This is a genomic window from Curvibacter sp. PAE-UM (assembly GCF_001432305.1).
Classification (GTDB): Bacteria; Pseudomonadota; Gammaproteobacteria; order Burkholderiales; family Burkholderiaceae_C; genus Hylemonella.
Genome location: NZ_KQ483358.1, coordinates 3,478,694 through 3,497,016, shown reverse-complemented (window position 1 = coordinate 3,497,016; position 18,323 = coordinate 3,478,694). Strand labels below are relative to the sequence as shown.

General features: G+C 67.6%; 19 protein-coding genes and 1 tRNA gene. 5 read left to right on the top strand and 15 right to left on the bottom strand.

Features of this window, described 5'->3' with window-relative positions:
* Positions 1 to 125: 125 nt before the first annotated feature.
* From AO057_RS16745 to AO057_RS16715, 7 genes are all read right to left on the bottom strand, one after another.
* Positions 126 to 215 (bottom strand) — tRNA-Ser (locus tag AO057_RS16745).
* Between the two features lie 69 nt (positions 216 to 284).
* Positions 285 to 581 carry a hypothetical protein gene (locus AO057_RS16740; RefSeq protein ID WP_057677014.1) on the bottom strand — a complete coding sequence of 99 codons (297 nt, stop codon included), beginning with the start codon at positions 579 to 581 and terminating at the stop codon, positions 285 to 287.
* A gap of 87 nt (positions 582 to 668) precedes the next feature.
* Entirely contained in the window at positions 669 to 1,964 is a 1,296-nt protein-coding gene (locus AO057_RS16735; RefSeq protein ID WP_057677013.1) for a tryptophan--tRNA ligase, read from the bottom strand.
* Positions 1,965 to 1,973: 9 nt separating this feature from the next.
* On the bottom strand, positions 1,974 to 2,684 hold the full coding sequence (locus AO057_RS16730) for a site-2 protease family protein (RefSeq protein WP_057677012.1): 711 nt from the start codon (positions 2,682 to 2,684) through the stop codon (positions 1,974 to 1,976).
* Between the two features lie 56 nt (positions 2,685 to 2,740).
* Complete coding sequence (locus AO057_RS16725) at positions 2,741 to 3,367, bottom strand: L-threonylcarbamoyladenylate synthase (RefSeq protein WP_057677011.1); 627 nt, start codon at positions 3,365 to 3,367, stop codon at positions 2,741 to 2,743.
* Between the two features lie 16 nt (positions 3,368 to 3,383).
* Positions 3,384 to 4,274: a DMT family transporter gene (locus tag AO057_RS16720; RefSeq protein WP_057677010.1), complete on the bottom strand. Its 891-nt coding sequence runs from the start codon at positions 4,272 to 4,274 to the stop codon at positions 3,384 to 3,386.
* Complete coding sequence (locus AO057_RS16715) at positions 4,271 to 5,128, bottom strand: 3',5'-nucleoside bisphosphate phosphatase (protein ID WP_057677009.1); 858 nt, start codon at positions 5,126 to 5,128, stop codon at positions 4,271 to 4,273. The genes AO057_RS16720 and AO057_RS16715 overlap by 4 nt, the downstream gene beginning before the upstream one ends.
* 141 nt (positions 5,129 to 5,269) lie before the next feature.
* Here AO057_RS16715 and AO057_RS16710 point away from each other — a divergent pair, with 141 nt between their 5' ends.
* Positions 5,270 to 6,409, top strand: coding sequence for a GGDEF domain-containing protein (locus AO057_RS16710; protein ID WP_057677008.1), 1,140 nt, complete (start codon positions 5,270 to 5,272; stop codon positions 6,407 to 6,409).
* Positions 6,410 to 6,419: 10 nt separating this feature from the next.
* On the opposite strand, the gene recJ is transcribed toward AO057_RS16710, so the two are convergent.
* Positions 6,420 to 8,129 (bottom strand): single-stranded-DNA-specific exonuclease RecJ, encoded by a 1,710-nt coding sequence (gene recJ, locus AO057_RS16705; RefSeq protein WP_057677007.1) that lies wholly within the window; start codon positions 8,127 to 8,129, stop codon positions 6,420 to 6,422.
* Positions 8,126 to 9,046: a hypothetical protein gene (locus AO057_RS16700; RefSeq protein WP_057677006.1), complete on the bottom strand. Its 921-nt coding sequence runs from the start codon at positions 9,044 to 9,046 to the stop codon at positions 8,126 to 8,128. Before AO057_RS16700 ends, recJ begins: the two co-directional genes overlap by 4 nt.
* Positions 9,047 to 9,618: 572 nt before the next feature.
* On the opposite strand from AO057_RS16700, the gene AO057_RS16695 reads away from it, so the two are divergent.
* Positions 9,619 to 10,875 (top strand): lipoprotein-releasing ABC transporter permease subunit, encoded by a 1,257-nt coding sequence (locus AO057_RS16695; RefSeq protein ID WP_057677005.1) that lies wholly within the window; start codon positions 9,619 to 9,621, stop codon positions 10,873 to 10,875.
* A gap of 4 nt (positions 10,876 to 10,879) precedes the next feature.
* Positions 10,880 to 11,560, top strand: a complete 681-nt coding sequence (gene lolD, locus AO057_RS16690; protein ID WP_057677004.1) for a lipoprotein-releasing ABC transporter ATP-binding protein LolD — start codon at positions 10,880 to 10,882, stop codon at positions 11,558 to 11,560.
* A 6-nt stretch (positions 11,561 to 11,566) separates the two neighbouring features.
* Here the strand turns inward: lolD and AO057_RS16685 are convergent, their stop codons facing one another.
* From AO057_RS16685 to AO057_RS16660, 6 genes are all read right to left on the bottom strand, one after another.
* Complete coding sequence (locus AO057_RS16685) at positions 11,567 to 11,815, bottom strand: SHOCT domain-containing protein (protein WP_205630048.1); 249 nt, start codon at positions 11,813 to 11,815, stop codon at positions 11,567 to 11,569.
* Between the two features lie 32 nt (positions 11,816 to 11,847).
* Positions 11,848 to 12,426, bottom strand: a complete 579-nt coding sequence (locus AO057_RS16680; protein ID WP_057677003.1) for a Spy/CpxP family protein refolding chaperone — start codon at positions 12,424 to 12,426, stop codon at positions 11,848 to 11,850.
* Positions 12,427 to 12,584: 158 nt separating this feature from the next.
* Positions 12,585 to 13,625 carry a VWA domain-containing protein gene (locus AO057_RS16675; RefSeq protein ID WP_057677002.1) on the bottom strand — a complete coding sequence of 347 codons (1,041 nt, stop codon included), beginning with the start codon at positions 13,623 to 13,625 and terminating at the stop codon, positions 12,585 to 12,587.
* Positions 13,622 to 14,599 (bottom strand): DUF58 domain-containing protein, encoded by a 978-nt coding sequence (locus AO057_RS16670; RefSeq protein ID WP_057677001.1) that lies wholly within the window; start codon positions 14,597 to 14,599, stop codon positions 13,622 to 13,624. Before AO057_RS16670 ends, AO057_RS16675 begins: the two co-directional genes overlap by 4 nt.
* A 2-nt stretch (positions 14,600 to 14,601) precedes the next feature.
* Positions 14,602 to 15,609, bottom strand: coding sequence for an AAA family ATPase (locus AO057_RS16665; protein ID WP_057677000.1), 1,008 nt, complete (start codon positions 15,607 to 15,609; stop codon positions 14,602 to 14,604).
* 22 nt (positions 15,610 to 15,631) lie between these two features.
* A complete protein-coding gene (locus tag AO057_RS16660; protein WP_057676999.1) occupies positions 15,632 to 16,531 on the bottom strand; it encodes a S1C family serine protease in 900 nt (299 codons plus the stop codon).
* Between the two features lie 117 nt (positions 16,532 to 16,648).
* On the opposite strand from AO057_RS16660, the gene AO057_RS16655 reads away from it, so the two are divergent.
* Positions 16,649 to 17,506 (top strand): TatD family hydrolase, encoded by an 858-nt coding sequence (locus AO057_RS16655; protein ID WP_057676998.1) that lies wholly within the window; start codon positions 16,649 to 16,651, stop codon positions 17,504 to 17,506.
* Positions 17,503 to 18,039, top strand: coding sequence for a DNA-deoxyinosine glycosylase (locus tag AO057_RS16650; protein WP_057676997.1), 537 nt, complete (start codon positions 17,503 to 17,505; stop codon positions 18,037 to 18,039). Before AO057_RS16655 ends, AO057_RS16650 begins: the two co-directional genes overlap by 4 nt.
* The last annotated feature ends 284 nt before the right edge of the window (positions 18,040 to 18,323 follow it).

The window sequence follows — 18,323 nt, the reverse complement described above, 5'->3', positions numbered from 1 at the left end:
TAGGTTTGGGCATGAAGGCGTCAAATCCGAGAGGCGCGAAAGGTGAGATGCCCCGAGATTCGTTCGCCGCCAGTTCCCCTGGGCTGTACCAAAAACAAAGCCCCGCTGATGCGGGGCTTGTCTTTTGGCGGAGAGGGTGGGATTCGAACCCACGGTAGTGTTGCCACTACGCCTGATTTCGAGTCAGGTACATTCGACCACTCTGCCACCTCTCCGGCTTTGTGGAGCGCGTATTGTAGCAGCGTGCCAGAGGCTGTTTGTGGCCTTGGGGGCGCCCAAGCCGCTCAGGCCCGGGCGGCGGCGGTACGCAGCAGGCGGTGCGAGGGAACCTGGCGGGGCAGGGCTGCCGCTTGACCGAGCCCGCGGCGCTTGCGGATCCACGCCATGGGCGTGGTGCTCAGGAACTTGAAGAAGAGCGCGTTGAGCGTCTGGTGGTCCAGGCCGCTCCTGGCCATGAGTTCCTGCCAGCCGATGGGCTCATCCAGATGGGCTTCGATCCAGGCGCACAGTTCCTCGAAGGTCTGGCGGTGGTCCGACAGGGCGGTTTGCTTGCGCGTGACAGTGGTACGGGCGAAAGACATGGATACGGCACTCCTCTGAGCTGGGGTAGCCGCAGTTTTCAAGAACCGTACCCGCACAGCTCAGGGGTAGCGGTCGCGGGGCAGGGGTCAGTCCCGGGCGGCCAGCAGCTGTTGTAGCGCAGACTCAAGCTCCTGGGTGGTAACCAATTGTTTCACTGGTATCTCTTGGAGCACGGAGGCCAGGGGTTCTGTCAGCTCTTGCAGCCGTTTGACCGTCTGCCCGGCCTCCTTGGGGCTGGCAAAACCGTCACTTTGCAGCAGCAGCTGGCCCTGGGCATCCACGAACTTGAAATAGAACTGGCCGTCCGCCTCGCGGTATTGCTTGAAGCTGGGCAGCGCGGCCTTGGCCGCCTTGTCCTTCTTCTCGCCGGCCTGGCTGCGCAGATCGCGCAGGCCCACGGCGTGGCGCAGCTTGGCGGTGAAGGGCGTGGCGATGGCGCGGGCCTTGGTCGCGCCGGCCTTCAGCAACTCTTCGAGACGCTCGGGGTGGCGCATCAGCGATTCGTAGGCTTCGCGTTTGGGCGCGATCTCGTGGTCGATGCGCTCGAACAGGATGGTCTTGGCCTCGGCCCAGGCGATGCCGTCGGCATAGGCCTGCCGCAACTGGGCGGTCTCGGCCGGGGTGGCGAAGGCCTGGTAGATCTGGAACAGGGCCGAGCCTTCGGTGTCCTTGGGCTCGCCGGGGGCGCGTGAATCGGTCTTGATGCCGGCAATGAGCTTCTTCAACTGTTCGCGCGGGGCAAAGAGCGGGATGGTGTTGTCGTAGCTCTTGCTCATCTTGCGGCCGTCCAAGCCGGGCAGCGTGGCCACGCTTTCCTCGATCTGTGCCTCAGGGGGAACGAAGTGCTCACCGTAGAGATGGTTGAAGCTGGCGGCGATGTCGCGCGCCATCTCGATGTGCTGGATCTGGTCACGCCCCACGGGCACGCGGTGGGCGTTGAACATCAGGATGTCGGCGGCCATCAGCACCGGGTACATGAAGAGGCCGGCGGTGACGTCGGCGTCCGGGTCCACGCCGGCGGCGTTGTTCTTGTCCACCGAGGCCTTGTAGGCGTGCGCGCGGTTGAGCAGGCCCTTGCCGCAGACGCAGGTGAGGAACCAGGTGAGCTCGGGGATCTCGGGCACGTCGGACTGGCGATAGAAGGTCACGCGCTGCGGGTCCAGGCCGCAGGCGACCCAGCTGGCGGCGATCTCCAGCGTGGAGCGCTGGATGCGTGCGGGATCGTCGACCTTGATGAGCGCGTGGTAGTCGGCCAGGAAATAGAAGCTCTCCACCCCGGCGGCGCGGCTGGCGGTGATGGCCGGGCGGATGGCGCCGACGTAGTTGCCCAGGTGCGGGGTGCCCGAGGTGGTGATGCCGGTCAGGACGCGGACGGTGCTCATGGCGTGGTGTCAGTGAAGAAGAAGGGACAGGGGCGTGAGCAGGATATCCAGCAGGCCGTAGGTCAGGCCCATGACGGGCTGCATCCAGTACTGAACGACGAAGCCTAGTATGTTGGGAAAGAACGGGAAGGCCTTGCTGAGTTCGTTCGCAATGACAAGGCCCAAGATAATGAAGAATCCCCAGGGCTCGACGCGCGCCAACATGGCTGCCTGCTTTCGGGGAAGCACCCCAACGAGAACGCGCCCGCCGTCCAGCGGCGGCAGCGGGAAGAGGTTGAAGGCGAACATCACCACGTTGACCAGCACGCCGGCGCGGCCCATTTCCAGGAAAAAACGTTCCTGCACGCCGGCGGCTACCAGCAGGTACATGAAGATGCCCCAGAGCAGGGCCTGCAGCAGGTTGGCGCCCGGGCCGGCCAGGGCCACCCAGACCATGTCGCGCTTGGGGTGGCGCAACAGGTCGAAGCGCACCGGCACCGGCTTGGCGTAGCCGAACAGGAAAGCGCCGCTGGTGGCGAAGTACAGGAGCAGCGGCATCAGGATGGTGCCCACCGGGTCGATGTGCTTGATGGGGTTGAGCGTGATGCGGCCCAGCATGGCGGCGGTGTTGTCGCCGAAATGGCGCGCGGCATAACCGTGGGCGGCTTCGTGCACGGTGATGGCAAACAGCACCGGCAGGGCGTAGATGAGGACGGTTTGAATCAGGTTGGCGGATTCCACGGGGCAATTGTCTCAGAGTGCAGGGGGCCGGCGAGGCCGGCGCGGGGAAGGGCAGCCTAGAGGCCCAGCTCGGCCGGGTCGCCGCGGCCGCGGCGCAGCACCTCGGGCTCGTCGCCGCTGAGGTCGATCACCGTGGTGGGCTCGTGCGGGCAGGCCCCGGCGTCGATGACGGCGGCCAGCTGGTGTTCGTAGCGCTCGCGGATCTCTTGCGCGTCGTTGAGCGGGTCGGTCTCGCCGGCCGGGATCAGGGTGGTCGCCAGCAGCGGGCCGCCCGTGTGCAGGGCCAGCAGTTCGTGCAGCACCCGGTGCTCCGGCACGCGCAGGCCGATGGTCTTGCGCGAGGGATGGCTCACCCGACGCGGCACTTCCTTGGTGGCCTCCAGGATGAAAGTCCAGGGCCCGGGCGTGGCGGCCTTGAGCAGGCGGTACTGGCGGTTGTCCACGCGGGCGTAGCTGGAAAGCTCGGCCAGGTCGCGGCACAGCAGGGTCAGGTGGTGCTTGTCGTCCACCTGGCGGATGCTGCGCATCTTGTCGGCCGCAGCCTTGTCGTCCAGGTGGCAGACCAGTGCGTAGCTGGAATCGGTGGGCACGGCCACCACGCCGCCTTTTTCCAGCAGGGCGGCGGCCTGCCTGAGCAGGCGGATCTGCGGGTTCTCGGGGTGGACTTCGAAGTACTGGGCCATGTGCTGGTCTGCCGGTTCACACTTCCATCGGTTCGAGCTTGATGCGGCTTTCCCGCAGGGCCAGCCAGGCGCTGGCGGCGCCACAGCTGGCGATCAGGATCATGCCCAGCAGGGACCAGCCGTCGGCGATGTGGCCGAAGACGACCCAGCCTGCGAACATCGCAAAGGCGATCTGCACGTACATCAGCGGCATCAGCGTGGCGGCCGGTGCGCGCCGGTAGGCCATGATCAGCACGAAGTGACCGATGGTGCCCATGAGGCCCATGAGGAAGAGCGCGGTCCATTCGGGGAGGGTCTGCGGCGTGACCCAGATGAAGGGCAGGGCCAGCGAGGCCAGGATGGCGCCGACCCAGCCGGTGTAGAAATGCATGGTCACGCCGTCTTCGGTCTTGACCATCCTGCCGGTCAGGATCTGGAAGGTCGAGTGGGTGGCCACCTGGGCCAGCGGCAGCAGGACGTGCCAGCCGAAGAGGTCGCCACCGGGCCGGATGATGACGAGTGTGCCCGCGAAGCCGCCAGCCACGAGTACCCAGCGCAAGCGCGAGACGTGTTCGCCCAGCAGGGTGGCCGCCAGCAGCGTGACCACCAGCGGCGCGATCATGGCGATGGCCGTGAATTCGCCCACGGGCATGTAGGCCACGCTCAGGAAGGTCAGCAGGCTGGTGGCCGCGAGCAGGGCACCACGCAGGACATGCAGGCCAAGGTGCCGCGTATGGAAGATGGCACGCCCGCGCTGCGGCAGCATGACGGCCGTGGTCAGCACGGCCTGGAAGATGTAGCGGAACCACAGGCCCAGCAGCACGGGCAGGGTGAGGGAGACGACCTTGGCCGAGGTGTCCAGCGTGGCAAAGCAGGCCAGGGCGGCAAGCGCGAACAGCATGCCGCTCAGGGTGTGGGGATGTTTCATTGCTGGATGCGATCTGCCAGAAGTTCCCACACCGGTGTGAGCTGGCCGGGCAGGAAGGGCAGGGCGCCGAGGTCGGTGTGTGATTCGTCGGGGCTGTGGAAGTCGCTGCCGCGCGAGGCGGCCAGGCCGAATTCGCGCGCCATGTCGGCGTATTTGACGTACTCGGCTGCGCTATGGCTGCCGGTGACCACTTCGACCGCGCGCCCGCCGTGTGTCTTGAATTCGGAGAACAGGGCGTATTCCTCGGTGGGGGTGAAGCCGTAGCGCGCCGGGTGGGCGATCACGGCCATGCCGCCGGCGTCCCCGATCCAGCTGACGGCATCGCGCAGCGTGGCCCAGCGGTGAGGCACGAAACCGGGCTTGCCTTCGGTCAGGTACTTGCGGAAGACTTCGTTGGTCTCACGGCAGACGCCGGCTTCGACCAGATAGCGCGCGAAATGCGTGCGCGAGATCAGCTCCGGATTGCCGGCGTATTTCAGCGCGCCCTCATAGGCGCCGTGGATACCCACCGCCGCCAGGCTGTCCGACATTTCGCGGGCGCGCCCGCCGCGCCCGCCGCGTGTCTGGCGCAGACCGGCCTGCATGCGCGGGTCTTCGGCATCGAAACCCAGGCCGACGATGTGCACCGTGTGCCCGGCAAAGGTGATGGAGATCTCGGCGCCCGTCAGGTAGGGCAGGCCATGGGCGCGTGCGGCCGCCAGGGCGCGCTGCTGGCCGCCGATCTCGTCGTGGTCGGTCAGCGCCCACAGCTCCACCCCGTTGGCGTGCGCGCGTGCCGCCAGTTCCTCGGGCGTGAGGGTGCCGTCGGAGACGACGGAATGGCAATGCAGGTCGGCGTTGAGGATGGAGCTCACCTGGGCATTTTAGGTGCTGGGCCGTTTCCCTGCTGGTCGCAGCGGTGCTGGCACAATGGCCGCATGCGGTTTTCCACCGGACCTCGATGCGTTGTCTCAACCGGCATCCTGGGTTCCGTTTGCCTTTCCAGCTGATCTTCCATGGCCTCGCTCGATCTACGCTCCCTGATCATCATGAGCGGCATCATGGGCCTGCTGCTGGGCGGCGTGATGTTCTTCCTGCGCCTGAGCTACCCACGCAGCATCCGCGGGCTCAGCCTGTGGGCGGCCGCACACGCCTGGGTCTTCCTGTCCGCCGTCCTGTTTGCCGGGCGGGGTTTCCTGCCGGATTTCGTGTCCATCGTGGTGGCCAACCTGGTCATGCTGACCGCGGTGATTTCCTACCACGCCGGTGTGGAGCAGTTCTTCGGCCGGCGCCCCGCCTGGGCGCGCTGGATCGTCCTGCTGGTGCTGATCGCACCTCCCCTGTACTGGTATGCCCTGGTCGAGCCGAACTACAACGCCCGCCTGATCCTGGTCTGTCTGGTGTGGGCCTGCATCTTCCTGTCCATGGCCTGGACGATCTGGCGCCAGGGCCCCGAGAATTTCTCCACGCGGTTCACGGCCGTGGTCCTGCTGATCCATGCGACGGTGCTGCTGCTGCGCTTCTTCTCGGCCTGGATGCCGTTGGCCGAAGAGGGCCTGCTCACGCCCACGCGGGTGCAGAGCCTTTATGTCGGGTCCAATGCCGTCATGCTCCTGGCCCTGGGCATGGGCCTCATCCTCATGGCGGGCGATCGCCTGCGCGCGGAGTTCGAGCACATGGCCTCGCACGACGCGCTGACCAATGTGCTGACGCGGCGCGTCTTCCTCGATGCCTGCGAGCAGGAGCTGGCGCGGTGCCGCCGTCATGGGCGCAGCATGGCCCTGCTGCTGCTGGACATCGATCACTTCAAGGCCATCAACGACACCCATGGCCACCAGATGGGTGACCGTGTGCTGGTCGATCTCGTGGAGCGCATCGCCTCCCTGCTGCGTCGGCCCGACCAGCTGGCGCGTTTCGGCGGCGAGGAATTCGTGCTGCTGCTGCCGGAGACCAGCCAGGACGAGGCCGTCACCGTGGCCGAGCGCATCCTGGCCCATGTGGCCGACCGTCGCGATGGCCTGCCGCCCATCACGGTGAGCATCGGCGTCGCCACCAACCGACCCGACGAGGACCAGATCGATACCCTGCTGGCGCGCGCCGACAAGGCGCTCTACAAGGCCAAGGACGAAGGGCGCAACCGCATCGCCCTGGCCTGAGGCCCCCGGCTCAGAGTTGGGCGCCTTCGACGAGGAACCGCACGCGCCGCAGCCCCTGCCATTCATCGGCGTCGAGCCGGAAGGCCAGCAGCACGCGCGAGGGCAGCGGGTCGGTGTGGCCGAACCAGATGCCGTCCACCGGCTGGCCCTGGTGCTTGAGCTTCAAGGCCAGGTGCTTCTCACCCACCAGGCGCTGCGACAGCACTTCGACCTCTTCGCTGAAGGTCGGCGGTGCAAACCCCTGGCCCCAGACCTCGCGCTGCAGTGTGTCCACCATGTCGGCGCGGCGGTACTCCACGGGCAGCGCGCCGTCGGTTTCCAGGCGGCGCGTCAGCGTGGCGGCGTCCAGCCACTCCTGCGCCACCTCGGTCAGGCCCTGCTCAAAGCGGTCCAGATGTTCTTCGGCGATGGTGCAGCCGGCCGCCATGGCGTGGCCGCCGAAGCGCAGCAGCACGCCGGGGTAACGCTTGGCCACCAGGTCCAGTGCGTCGCGCAGATGAAAGCCGGGGATGGAGCGGCCCGAGCCCTTGAGCTCATGCTCCTTGCCCGGGGCCTGGCTGGCGGCGAAGACGAAGCTGGGACGGTGCAGCTTGTCCTTGAGGCGCGATGCCACGATACCCACCACGCCCTCGTGAAAGTCGGGATCGAACACGCAGATGGCCGGCGGCGGCTCTTCCTCGGGGTCGTAGAGCGACTCGACGATGTCCATGGCCTGCTCGCGCATCTCGCCCTCGATCTCGCGGCGTTCGCGGTTGATGCCGTCCAGCGCCTGCGCCAGCTCGGTCCCGCGTGCGGGGTCGTCGGTCAGCAGGCACTCGATGCCCAGCGTCATGTCGGCCAGGCGGCCGGCGGCGTTGATGCGCGGGCCCAGGGCGAAGCCGAAGTCGAAGGTGGTGGCCACGGTCGCCTTGCGCCCGGCCACCTCGAACAGCGCGGCCAGGCCCGGCGGCAGGCTGCCGGCGCGCACGCGCTTGAGGCCTTGCGCCACGAGGCGGCGGTTGTTGGGGTCGAGCCTGACCACGTCGGCCACGGTGCCCAGGGCCACCAGCGGCAGCAGCGTGTCCAGCTTGGGCTGGCTGTCGGCCGTGAAGACGCCGCGCTGGCGCAACTCGGCGCGCAGCGCCAGCAGCACATAGAACATCACGCCCACACCGGCGATGGATTTGCTCTCGAAGGGGCAACCCGGCTGGTTGGGATTGACGATGACCTCGGCATCAGGAAGCGCGGGGCCGGGCAGGTGGTGGTCCGTTACCAGCACCTGCAGGCCCAGCTCGCGCGCCAGGGCCACGCCCTCCACGCTGGCGATGCCGTTGTCCACGGTGATCAGCACGTCGGCGCCGCTGTCCTTCACCCGCCGGGAGATGGGCGGGGTCAGGCCATAACCATCGACCACGCGGTCGGGCACCAGGTAACTGACGTGCTGCGCGCCCAGCATGCGCAGGCCGCGCACGCCCACGGCGCAGGCGGTGGCACCATCGCAGTCGTAGTCGGCCACGATGCAGAGTTTCTTGTTGTCGCGGATTGCGTCGGCCAGCAGCACGGCCGCTTCAGAGGCGCCCATGAGTGTGGCTGGTGGCAGCAGGCGCGTGAGCGCGTCGTCGAGCTCGTCCTTGGAAGACACGCCGCGTGCGGCGTACAGGCGCGCCAGCAGCGGGTGCACGCCGGCCTGTTCCAGCGCCCAGGCGGCGCGCGGGGGAATGTCGCGGGTGACGATTTTCATGTCGGGCCGAGTATGTCAGACACAGACAGGGGTTTCAGGCGGCGCATCAGGCGTGACCAGACACTGCGCGGGGCGGGGGTGTAGCGGCGTGTGCCCAGTTCGCTGCACAGCGTGAGCGTGGCGGTCTGTCCGGCGTCCAGCGCAGCGTGCAGACCGGCCAGCTGCGCATCCAGCGCCTGCCAGGCCTGCGCCCAGGCCGCCCAGTCGCTGCGCACGGCGTGCTGCGCCAGATCGTCCAGCACGCGCAGGGTTACACCTGCCGTCGGCACAGCAGGCAGACTGCCACTGCCGCTGAGCCAGAACGAATTGACCGCCAATGCACCGCGTTCGGCACGGGCGTCGGTGACTGCATGGGTGTAGAGCAGCATCTGCATCTCGTTCTGCAGGCGGCGCAGCAGCTTGGATGCCGGCAGCCAGGGCGCCACGTTGCGGCCGATCACCCTTTCGACCGCGGCGCCGGCCAGACCGTGCAGCGGCTCGCCGCTGACCAGCCAGCGCAAGGGTTGGTCGTAATGCAGGGTGAGGCCGTCCTCGGCGAAAAAGGGCGACATGGCCGCCAGCAGGGCACGCGCTTCGTCGTCGCGCAGGTCCAACTCCTGCGGGTCGCGCAGGCTCACGCGGGCCTGGCCCACTTCCCAATGCACGGGGGTCATATAGCTCCAGGCCCCGGTGCCGGCGCCAGGCAACTGCAGTTCGTGTGCGCGCAGGGCGGCCCAGGCGGGTGCCTGCGGGTCCAGGCCCTGGGCCTGCGCCTGCAGGCGTTCGTGGGCGCTGACGGGGCTGTCGTCGGGCAGGGTGAGGGCGGGCTCAGGGCTGAGTCTGTGGAGCAGGGTTTGCAGCTGGGGCAGCTGCAGTGGGCGCAGGACGGCTGTGGCGGCGGGGTCGTCGCTGAGGGCGTAGGGGATGAGGACGTGCATTGCTTGTATTTTCCGCTCTTGTCACCTATTTGCTTTTCTCAGATCTTTTCGCTGCGCGGGCTTTTGTAATCCCCCCCTATCCCCCCGCCCCTTTCCACCCCCGCCGGGGTGGAAAGGGGGGCCTGGATTTGGTTTCGTCGCGCCGGCCACGCTTCTACGGGGGTGAGGTCACGGTCCGTGTTTGGGTGCCTGCATTTCCGGGAACTGGTCGTAGTAAATGGTGCTGCGCCTGCGCGGCTCTGGCTGGCGGCTGCGCGCCAGCGACGAGACAGAAGTGGAGCGTTGGACTCGAAAGCGGTAGGTCGGGACGACCACCGCTGATGGTGCGCCACTTCAGCGCCAATTACTGCGACCGCTTCCAAGAAATGCTGATGTCCAAGCCCAGTCCGTGACCTTACGCGCCGTAGAAGCGCAGCCGGAGCGCAATTCCAAAATGAGGCTCCCCCTTCCCGCCCCGGCGGGGGTGGGAAGGGGGCTGGGGGGATAGGGGGGGAAGAAAAAGGTAGAAACAAGCCGAAACCCAGGAGAAAAGAAGCAAAGCCGGAAAGCAAAAGATAATCAGACCAACCAACATGCAAATCCCCTACGAACTCCTCCTCGGCTGGCGCTACACCCGCGCCGGCCGCGCCACCCGGCGCAATGGCTTCATCTCCTTCATCTCGGGCGTGTCCATGCTGGGCATCGCGCTGGGCGTGGCGGCGCTCATCATCGTGCTCAGCGTGATGAACGGCTTCCAGAAGGAAGTGCGCGACCGCATGCTGGGCGTGGTCTCGCACATCGAGATCTTCTCGCCCTACGGTACAGCCCTGCCCGACGTGGCGAAGACCCTGGCCGAGGTCAGGGCCAACCCGCAGGTCATCGGCGCGGCGCCCTTCATCGGCACGCAGGCCCTGCTGGCGCGTGGCGAGGACATGAAAGGCGCCATCGTGCGCGGCATCGACCCGGCCCTCGAAGGCGAGGTGACCGACCTGGCCGCCGGCCTGAAGAACGGCGCACTGGCGCGGCTGGTGCCGGGCGAGTTCGGCGTGGTGCTGGGGCGCGACCTGGCGCGCCAGCTGGGGGTGCAGCAGGGCGACAAGGTCACCCTGGTCGCACCCAGCGGGCAGGTGACGCCGGCCGGTGTGGTGCCGCGTTTGAAACAGATGACGGTGGTGGGCACCTTCGATTCCGGCCACTACGAATACGACGCGGGCCTGGTGATGCTGCACGTGGACGATGCCGCGCGCATCTTCCGCCTGGAAGGGCCCACCGGCATCCGCCTCAAGCTCAAGGACCTGCACCAGGCGCGTGAAGTCGGTGCGCAGTTGGCCGGCACCCTGAGCGGCGATCTGCTGATCCGCGACTGGACGCGCCAGAACCGCAACTGGTTCGCCGCCGTGCAGCTCGAAAAACGCATGATGTTCATCATCCTCACGCTCATCGTCGCGGTGGCCGCCTTCAACCTGGTGAGCACGCTGGTGATGACGGTGACCGACAAGCGCGCCGACATCGCCATCCTGCGCACCCTGGGCGCCAGCCCGGGCAGCATCATGGGTATCTTCGTGGTGCAGGGCGCGGCCGTGGGCGTGATTGGCACGCTGTCCGGCCTGCTGCTGGGCCTGGGTGTGGCTTTCAACATCGACGTCATCGTGCCTGCGCTGGAGAGCCTGCTGCAGGCCAGCTTCCTGCCCAAGGACATCTACCTGATCAGCCGCATGCCCAGCGACCCGCAGAGCAGCGACATCGTGCCCATCGGGGTGATCTCGCTGGTGCTGGCTTTCATCGCCACCTTGTATCCGAGCTGGCGCGCCAGCCGCGTGAACCCGGCGGAGGCGCTGCGTTATGAGTGAGGCCATGAATCACAACAAGATCGTGCTGAAAGCCCAGGGCCTGGACAAGCGTTACAGCGAAGGCCGCCTGGACGTGCACGTGTTGCGCGGCGTGGACCTGCAGGTGCACGCCGGCGAGATCCTCGCCGTGGTTGGCGCCTCGGGTTCGGGCAAGAGCACGCTGCTGCACCTGCTGGGCGGGCTCGACGCGCCCACGAGCGGCCGTGTGCAACTCATGGGGCAGGATTTCTCCACACTCTCGCAGGCAGTGCAGGGCCAGTTGCGCAACAAGCACCTGGGTTTTGTCTACCAGTTCCACCACCTGCTGCCCGAGTTCAGCGCGCTGGACAACGTGGCCATGCCGCTGTGGATACGCCGCATGGACCGCGCCCAGGCCGCGCAAACGGCGACTCGCATGCTGGAGGCCGTGGGCTTGAAAGAGCGTGTGCTGCACCGCCCGGCTGAACTCTCGGGCGGCGAGCGCCAGCGTGTGGCCATCGCCCGGGCGCTGGTGACGCAGCCGGCCTGCGTGCTGGCCGACGAGCCCACCGGCAACCTGGACCGCGGCACCGCCGAGGGCGTGTTCGAACTCATGCTCAAGCTCGCGCGCGAGCAGGGTACGGCCTTCATCGTCGTGACGCATGACGAGACGCTGGCCGCGCGCTGCCAGCGAACGTTGCGGCTGGAGCTGGGGCGCCTGGTCTAGGGGCCGTCAGAGAGCGCCCAGGTCGCGGCGCTTCTGTTCGAACTCTGCGCGGTCGATCTCGCCTCGGGCGTAACGCTGCGCCAGAATGTCCAGTGCCGACGCGCCTTCGGAGGGCGGTGCGCGTCGGTCCGCCCCCGTGGCGAACCAGCGCAGCAGCACGACCACACCCACGACCAGCAGGGCCCAGAACAGCAGCATGCCGAAACCCATGCCGGAAAAACCCGGACCGCCATAACCCCAGTTGCCGGACATCATGAGGGTGCTCCAATGGTTTTCATCGTCTGGGCTCAGTCATCGCTGCCCATCATCCAGCCGCGGCGGTAGCTGCGCAACTGATCCCGCTGCTCCTTGCTGAGCAGGGCTTCGATGCGGTTGTGGGATTCGATCGAGGCTTCCAGCAGCTGACGGCGCAGGTCGGCCAATTTCATGGACTGCTTGCCGATGGCCGCCGGGTCGCGCTTCTCGGCGGCCAGGAGGTCGCGCAGCCGGGCCTGTTCGTCCATCAGCTTGCCCATGGTCTCCCAACTCTTGCGCCGCGTTTCGTCCCGGATCTGGTTGATGCGGGTCTGCTGCTGTTCGTTGAGGTCCAGCGCCTGCAGGGGGCCGAGGCCCATGCCGCCCATCATGCCGCCACCCATCATGCCGCCACCCATCATCCCGGGCCCGTAGCCCTGGCCCTGGCCCTGGCCGCGCATCATGCCCGGGCCATACGGTCCCTGACCGGGGCCGCCGTAGCCGCCCATCATGCCGGGGCCGTAGCTTTCCCGCGGGGATTCGCTGCGCGCAGGCTGGGCCTGCACCAGTGGGACCGCGGCACCGAGCGCAGCCAGTGCGGTCAGCGTCATCAGAAAATGCCTGTACTTCATGTATCGCTCCTTGGAGAGTGGAATGCAGCGCATGCACCGCCTGTGCGCGGGACCGCCACAAAACCAGCATAGGAAGTACTTGCGCGGAATACCAATGAATTCGATGCCGGACTGGGTTGTTATTGACGGATGTCAACGATCCGTACCGCCGGGAGGTCTCAGGCGATGCGGTGGTACCAGAGCATCGAGAGGCCGGCGCCCGCCAGCATCAGCACCGCGGCCAGCAGGGCCAGCAGGGCCGAGACCTCGGTTTCCTTCTTCTCCACGCTCAGGCGCGAGCTCAGCGTCTCGTAGACCTTCTTCAGGTCATCGGCGGTGGCAGCGTGGAAGTACTCGCCCTGGGTGCGGTGGGCGATGGCCTTGAGGGTTTCCTCGTCCAGGCGCACGTGCATGGACCAGCCTTCGAAGCCGATGGTCTCGCCGTTGACCGTGCCCACGCCCACGGTGTAGATGCGCACGCCGCGGTCGGCGGCCATCTTGGCGGCTTCCATGGAGTCGATGCCGGTGGTGCGCTGGCCGTCGGTCAGCAGGATGATGGCGGCCGAGCCGTAGGAGCCGGGTGCCACCGGGGTGAACTCCTTGGCCGCCGGTGCCGGCTGGTCGATGGACACACCGCGCCAGCGCTCGCGCCCGTAGGTCAGGTTGCCGATGTCGATGCCGGCATCCGGGAACAGCGTAGCCAGCGAGAGCACGATGCCGTTGCCGATGGCCGTGCCGCGCTGCAGCTGGAAGCGGTCGATGGCCGAGGCCAGGTCTTCGCGGTTGTGCGTGGGGATCTGTGCCACCTGGGCCGAGCCGGCAAAGGCCACGACGCCCACCTTCACGTTGCGCGGCAGTTCGGTCAGGAAGGCCTTGGCCGCATTCTGCGAGGCGACCAGCCGGTTGGGCAACACGTCGGCGGCGCGCATGCTGCCCGAGACGTCCATGGCCAGCATGATGGTTTCCTGCTGCGTGGGCAGCACGATCACCGCCAGCGGCCGTGCCGCGGCCAGCAGCAGGGCGGTGATGGCCAGCAGCAGCAGGGCCGGCGGCAGATGGCGCCGCCAGGTGCTCTGGCTGCCCAGCGCCTGCCTGACCAGGCCCAGGCTGGCATAGCGCAGCGCCAGCTTGTGCTTGCGCCGCAGCAGCCACAGGTAGAGCAGCACCAGCAGCGGCACGAGCAGCAGCAGGAGCAGCATGTTGGGCCAGAGAAAGTTCATGGCGACACCTCCGCAGGGGTGCTGCGCACCAGCCTCAGGTGGGCCGGTGGCGGGGCCGAGCGCGCGCGGCTGCGCTGGCGGCGCAGCTCGGCAAAGCGCAACAGGGTGGACACCAGATCGTCGTCGGTGGCCAGCTCCAGCGTATCCACGCCGGCACGCGCCAGCGTCTGGCGCAGGGCCTCCTCGCGCTGCGCGGCCAGTTGGGCGAAGCGCGCGCGAAAGCCCGGGTCGTGCGTGTCCACCAGCAGTTGCTCGCCGGTCTCGGCGTCACACATGGGCAGCAGGCCCAGATCGGGCAGCGCCTGCTCCAGCGGGTCGTACAGGTGCACGGCCAGCACCTCGTGGCGCAGGGCCAGGCGCGCCAGCGGCTGTTCCCAGCCGCCTTCGCTGATGAAGTCCGAGAGCACGAAGACCGTGCTGCGCCGGCGCATCAGCGCGGCGCTGTGTTGCAGCAGGTCCTGCAGGCGGGTGACGCCGGGGTAGTTGTTGTCCTGCGCGGCCGGGGCTTGCAGGGCCTGGATCAGCTGCAGGACGTGGCGCCGTCCGCTGCCCGGCGGCAGCACGGCCTGGATGCCGCCGTTGTAGAGCACGGCGCCCACGCGGTTGCCGTGGCGCGTGAGCAGGCGTGCCAGCACGGCCACGAAGTCGGCCAGCACCTCGCGCTTGGCGCGCTCGCCCGAGCCGAAATCCACCGAGGGGCTGAGGTCCAGCAGGAACCAGGCGCTCATCTCGCGGTCTTCGGTGTAGACCCGCACATGCGGCACCTGCAGGCGGGCGGTGACGTTCCAGTCGATGTGGCGCACGTCGTCACCGGGCTGGTATTCGCGCAGGTCGGCCAGGTCCAGGCCGGCGCCGCGCAGCAGGCTGCGGTAGTCACCCTGCAGCAGGCCGTCCAGGCGGCGCAGCACCGTCCACTCGAGCCGGCGCAGCGCCTGCTCGGCGGATTCGCGGACGGGGTGGGCAGCGGGGGGCATGGTCAGGCTGCGAGGGGTTCGTGTTCCAGCACCTTGGCCGGCAGCGGCACGTGGGACATGAACTTGCTGATCAAGGCGTCGGCGTCCAGCCCTTCAGACAGGGCTTCGTAGGACAGCACCAGGCGGTGGCGCAGCACGTCGGGCACGAGATCACCCACGTCTTCGGGCAGGGCGTAGCTGCGCCCGCGCAGCAGGGCCAGGGCGCGCGCGCCTTCGATGAGGCTGATGGTGGCGCGCGGGCTGGCGCCGTAGCTCAGGTAGCGCGTGAGGTCCTTGAGGCCGGCGCGCACGGGTTCACGGGTGGCGGATACCAGTTTCACCGCGTACTGCACCAGGGCCGGGTCCACATACACCTCGCGGCAATGGCGCTGCAGGGCAGCCAGCTGGTCCGTGGTGCTGACGGCGCTCACGGCCACCGCGGCGCCGGTGACACGCTGCACGATGACGAATTCTTCTTCCTCGCTGGGGTAGTCTACCTTCACCTTGAACATGAAGCGGTCCACCTGCGCCTCGGGCAGGGGGTAGGTGCCCTCGGTCTCGATGGGGTTCTGCGTGGCCATGACCACAAAGGGCGCGGGCACCGGGTAGCTGGTGCCGGCGATGGTCACCTGGCGCTCCTGCATCACCTCCAGCAGCGCGCTCTGTACCTTGGCCGGCGCGCGGTTGATCTCGTCGGCCAGCAGCAGGTTGGCGAAGACCGGGCCCAGTGCCGTGCTGAACTCGCCGCTCTTCTGGTTGTAGATGCGGGTGCCCACCAGGTCGGCGGGCACCAGGTCGGGGGTGAACTGGATACGGCGGAACTGCCCCTGTACCACCTGGGCCAGGGTCTTGATGGTGAGCGTCTTGGCCAGGCCGGGCACGCCTTCGACCAGCAGATGGCCCTGGGCCAGCAGCGCCACCATGACGCGCTCCAGGAAACGGTCCTGCCCGACCACCACGCGCTTGACCTCGTAGAGGATCTGCTCCATGAGTCGGGAGGTCTCGGCAGCGGTGTGGGAACTCTTGTCCATGAGGGGCCTTTCCAGCGTCTGTTCAGAAGGGATGCATGCCGACGGCCGAGGCCGCGTTCTCGATGGGCACGGCAAAGCCGATGCCGATGAAGGTGCGCTGCTCGGAAGGGTTGAGGATGGCGGTGACGATGCCCACCACCTCGCCGTCCATCGTGACCAGCGGCCCGCCCGAATTGCCGGGGTTGGCCGCCGCGTCGAACTGGATCAGGTTGCCGATCTGCTGCTTGCCCTCGTGCGAGCGGAAGCTGCGATTGAGCCCCGAGACCACGCCGCTGGAGACCGAGGGTCCGATGCCGAAGGGAAAACCCACCGCCACCACGCCGTCGCCGGGTTGTAGATCTGCCGTGGAGCGTAGGGTGGCCGCGTGCAGGTCGTCGGGCAGTTTCTGGGCCTGCAGCACGGCCAGGTCGTTGTGGATCTGCGCGCCCGTCATGTGGGCTCCCGAGCGCGTGCCGTCGTGGAAGGTGAGTTCGATGCGGTTGGCGCCGGCCACCACGTGCAGATTGGTCAGGATGACGCCGCTGTCCACGATGACCACACCGCTGCCCAGGCCGTGTTCCTTCTCTTCGCCATCCTTGTCCGTCACGAAGCCGGCCACCCGCACCACCGAAGGCGCCACCGCCGCCGCCGCGCGTGCGGCCGGCGAGGGCAGGTTGGCCGTCTCCAGGGTCTTGAGCACGGCCGCGTCGATGTCCTTCTGGGTCAGGCGGCGTTGCTGTGTGGCCGGAAAGAAGGCTTGTGCCAACAGCGCCAGCAGGGCGGCCAGGGCCAGCCAGCGCCAGTGCTGCTCCTGCCAGCGCGGCAGGCGCTCGCGCCAGGGGCGACTGGAAGCGGGAGGGGTGTGGTCCGCAGCAGGCAAGGCCGGTTCCGGCGCGGCGGCGGGGCCACGCGGCGAACGGCTGTACAGGGCAGGCTGGCGCATGCGTACACCTGGGGTGTTGGGCCGGACGAACGGCGTTGATCAGACGGTAGCACGGCTGGCCGTTTTTTGCATGCGTACCGGCCCGGGGGCTCACCCTGTTTACGGCATCATCCGCTTATGACTGGATGGATCGACACCCATTGCCACCTGGACGCGCCGGAGTTCGCTCCTGACGTGGCCGAGGTGCGCGAGCGTGCGCGCCAGCGCGGCGTGGTTCATTGCGTGCTGCCGGCGGTGCAGGCGGCGCATTTCGAGGCCACGCGCGCCCTGGCGCACCAGTTCGGTGACAGCTATGCCCTGGGCATCCACCCGCTGTACGTGAAAGACGCGTTGGACGGCGACCTGGCCCGGCTGGACGCCGCCCTGGCCGAGCACCGCGACGACCCGCACCTGGTGGCCGTGGGCGAGATCGGGCTGGACTATTTCGTGCCTGAGCTTTGTGAGAGCCCGCTGCGCGAGCGACAAGAGTTTTTCTACGTGGAGCAGCTCAGGCTGGCGCGCAAGCACCAGCTGCCGGTGATCCTGCACGTGCGCCGCTCCGCGGACATGCTGCTCAAGGGCCTGCGTGCCGTGGGCAACGGGAAGCCATGGCTGGGCATTGCCCATGCCTTCAACGGCAGCCTGCAGCAGGCGCAGGGTTTCATAGCCCTGGGGCTGAAGCTGGGTTTCGGTGGCGCGCTGACCTACGAACGCGCGCAGAACCTGCGCCGCCTAGCGGCCGAACTGCCGCTGGAGGCCATCGTGCTGGAGACGGATGCGCCCGACATGCCACCGCACTGGCTGTACCGCACGGCGGAGCAGCGTTCGAACGGTGAGTCGCAGGGGCGCAACGAGCCGGGCGAATTGCCGCGCATTGCGCAGGTGTTGGCGGGGCTGCGGCAACTGGGCGGTGATGCGCTTGCCGCGGCCAGCCAGCGCAATGCCTGTGCCGCGCTGCCGCGTCTTCAGCCGCTTCTCAGCCCAGAGCAGAAATGAGCCGCCAGTCCAAGCCGCCAGCCGGACGCCTGCAGGGCCTGCTGCCCATCGTTGGCCCCGGCACCCGCGTGCTCATCCTGGGCAGCTTCCCCAGCGTGATGTCACTGCAACTGCAGCAGTACTACGCCCATCCGCAAAACCACTTCTGGAAGATCCTGCAGGCGCTGTGGCCGCAGCATGCCCTGCCCGGGCGGGAGCAATATCCGCAGCGTTGCGCCTGGGTGCTGGCGCGTGGCTTGGGCATCTGGGATGTCTACGCGAGCTGCGAGCGTGAGGGCAGCCTGGACAGTGCGATCCGCAATGCCGAGGTGAACGACTTCGCTGGCCTCAAGGCCAAGTGCCCGCAGCTCAAGTTGATCGTGCACAACGGCGGCGAGAGTTTCCGTCACGCGAAGCTGGTGCGTGCCAGCCTGGGGGTGGAGCTTTTTCCGCTGGTGAAGCTGCCTTCCACGAGCCCGGCTAATGCTTCCTGGAGCTTCGAGCGCAAGTTGCTTGCTTGGCGGGAGGCTGTGGTGCAGGCTGGGTTGTTGTGATTTCTGGTTGGCTGGTGTTTCCTTCTGCGAAGCACCTTCTTTCCCCCACTATCCCCCCGCCCCTTCCTACCCCCGCCGGGGTAGGAAGGGGAGCCTGGATTTGGTTTCTGGTTTCTTGGTTCCGCTTCTACGGAGCGGAGCGCCGCCACCGTTTGTGGAGCGCCTGCATTTCAAACCACCAGTCGTAGTCAAAGGTTGCTGATCTTTGCGCCCAAAGCGGCGGTCGCTGCGCGACCTGCCGCGAGCGAGACAAGACAATGTGTGCGTGCTTGTCTCGTTACCGG

Coding starts and splice junctions, on each gene's coding strand:
- AO057_RS16740 (WP_057677014.1), bottom strand. CDS start 581: ATGTCTTTCGCCCGTACCACTGTCACGCGCAAGCAAACCGCCCTGTCG.
- AO057_RS16735 (WP_057677013.1), bottom strand. CDS start 1,964: ATGAGCACCGTCCGCGTCCTGACCGGCATCACCACCTCGGGCACCCCG.
- AO057_RS16725 (WP_057677011.1), bottom strand. CDS start 3,367: ATGGCCCAGTACTTCGAAGTCCACCCCGAGAACCCGCAGATCCGCCTG.
- AO057_RS16720 (WP_057677010.1), bottom strand. CDS start 4,274: ATGAAACATCCCCACACCCTGAGCGGCATGCTGTTCGCGCTTGCCGCC.
- AO057_RS16710 (WP_057677008.1), top strand. CDS start 5,270: ATGGCCTCGCTCGATCTACGCTCCCTGATCATCATGAGCGGCATCATG.
- recJ (WP_057677007.1), bottom strand. CDS start 8,129: ATGAAAATCGTCACCCGCGACATTCCCCCGCGCGCCGCCTGGGCGCTG.
- AO057_RS16700 (WP_057677006.1), bottom strand. CDS start 9,046: ATGCACGTCCTCATCCCCTACGCCCTCAGCGACGACCCCGCCGCCACA.
- AO057_RS16695 (WP_057677005.1), top strand. CDS start 9,619: ATGCAAATCCCCTACGAACTCCTCCTCGGCTGGCGCTACACCCGCGCC.
- lolD (WP_057677004.1), top strand. CDS start 10,880: ATGAATCACAACAAGATCGTGCTGAAAGCCCAGGGCCTGGACAAGCGT.
- AO057_RS16685 (WP_205630048.1), bottom strand. CDS start 11,815: ATGATGTCCGGCAACTGGGGTTATGGCGGTCCGGGTTTTTCCGGCATG.
- AO057_RS16680 (WP_057677003.1), bottom strand. CDS start 12,426: ATGAAGTACAGGCATTTTCTGATGACGCTGACCGCACTGGCTGCGCTC.
- AO057_RS16675 (WP_057677002.1), bottom strand. CDS start 13,625: ATGAACTTTCTCTGGCCCAACATGCTGCTCCTGCTGCTGCTCGTGCCG.
- AO057_RS16670 (WP_057677001.1), bottom strand. CDS start 14,599: ATGCCCCCCGCTGCCCACCCCGTCCGCGAATCCGCCGAGCAGGCGCTG.
- AO057_RS16665 (WP_057677000.1), bottom strand. CDS start 15,609: ATGGACAAGAGTTCCCACACCGCTGCCGAGACCTCCCGACTCATGGAG.
- AO057_RS16660 (WP_057676999.1), bottom strand. CDS start 16,531: ATGCGCCAGCCTGCCCTGTACAGCCGTTCGCCGCGTGGCCCCGCCGCC.
- AO057_RS16655 (WP_057676998.1), top strand. CDS start 16,649: ATGACTGGATGGATCGACACCCATTGCCACCTGGACGCGCCGGAGTTC.
- AO057_RS16650 (WP_057676997.1), top strand. CDS start 17,503: ATGAGCCGCCAGTCCAAGCCGCCAGCCGGACGCCTGCAGGGCCTGCTG.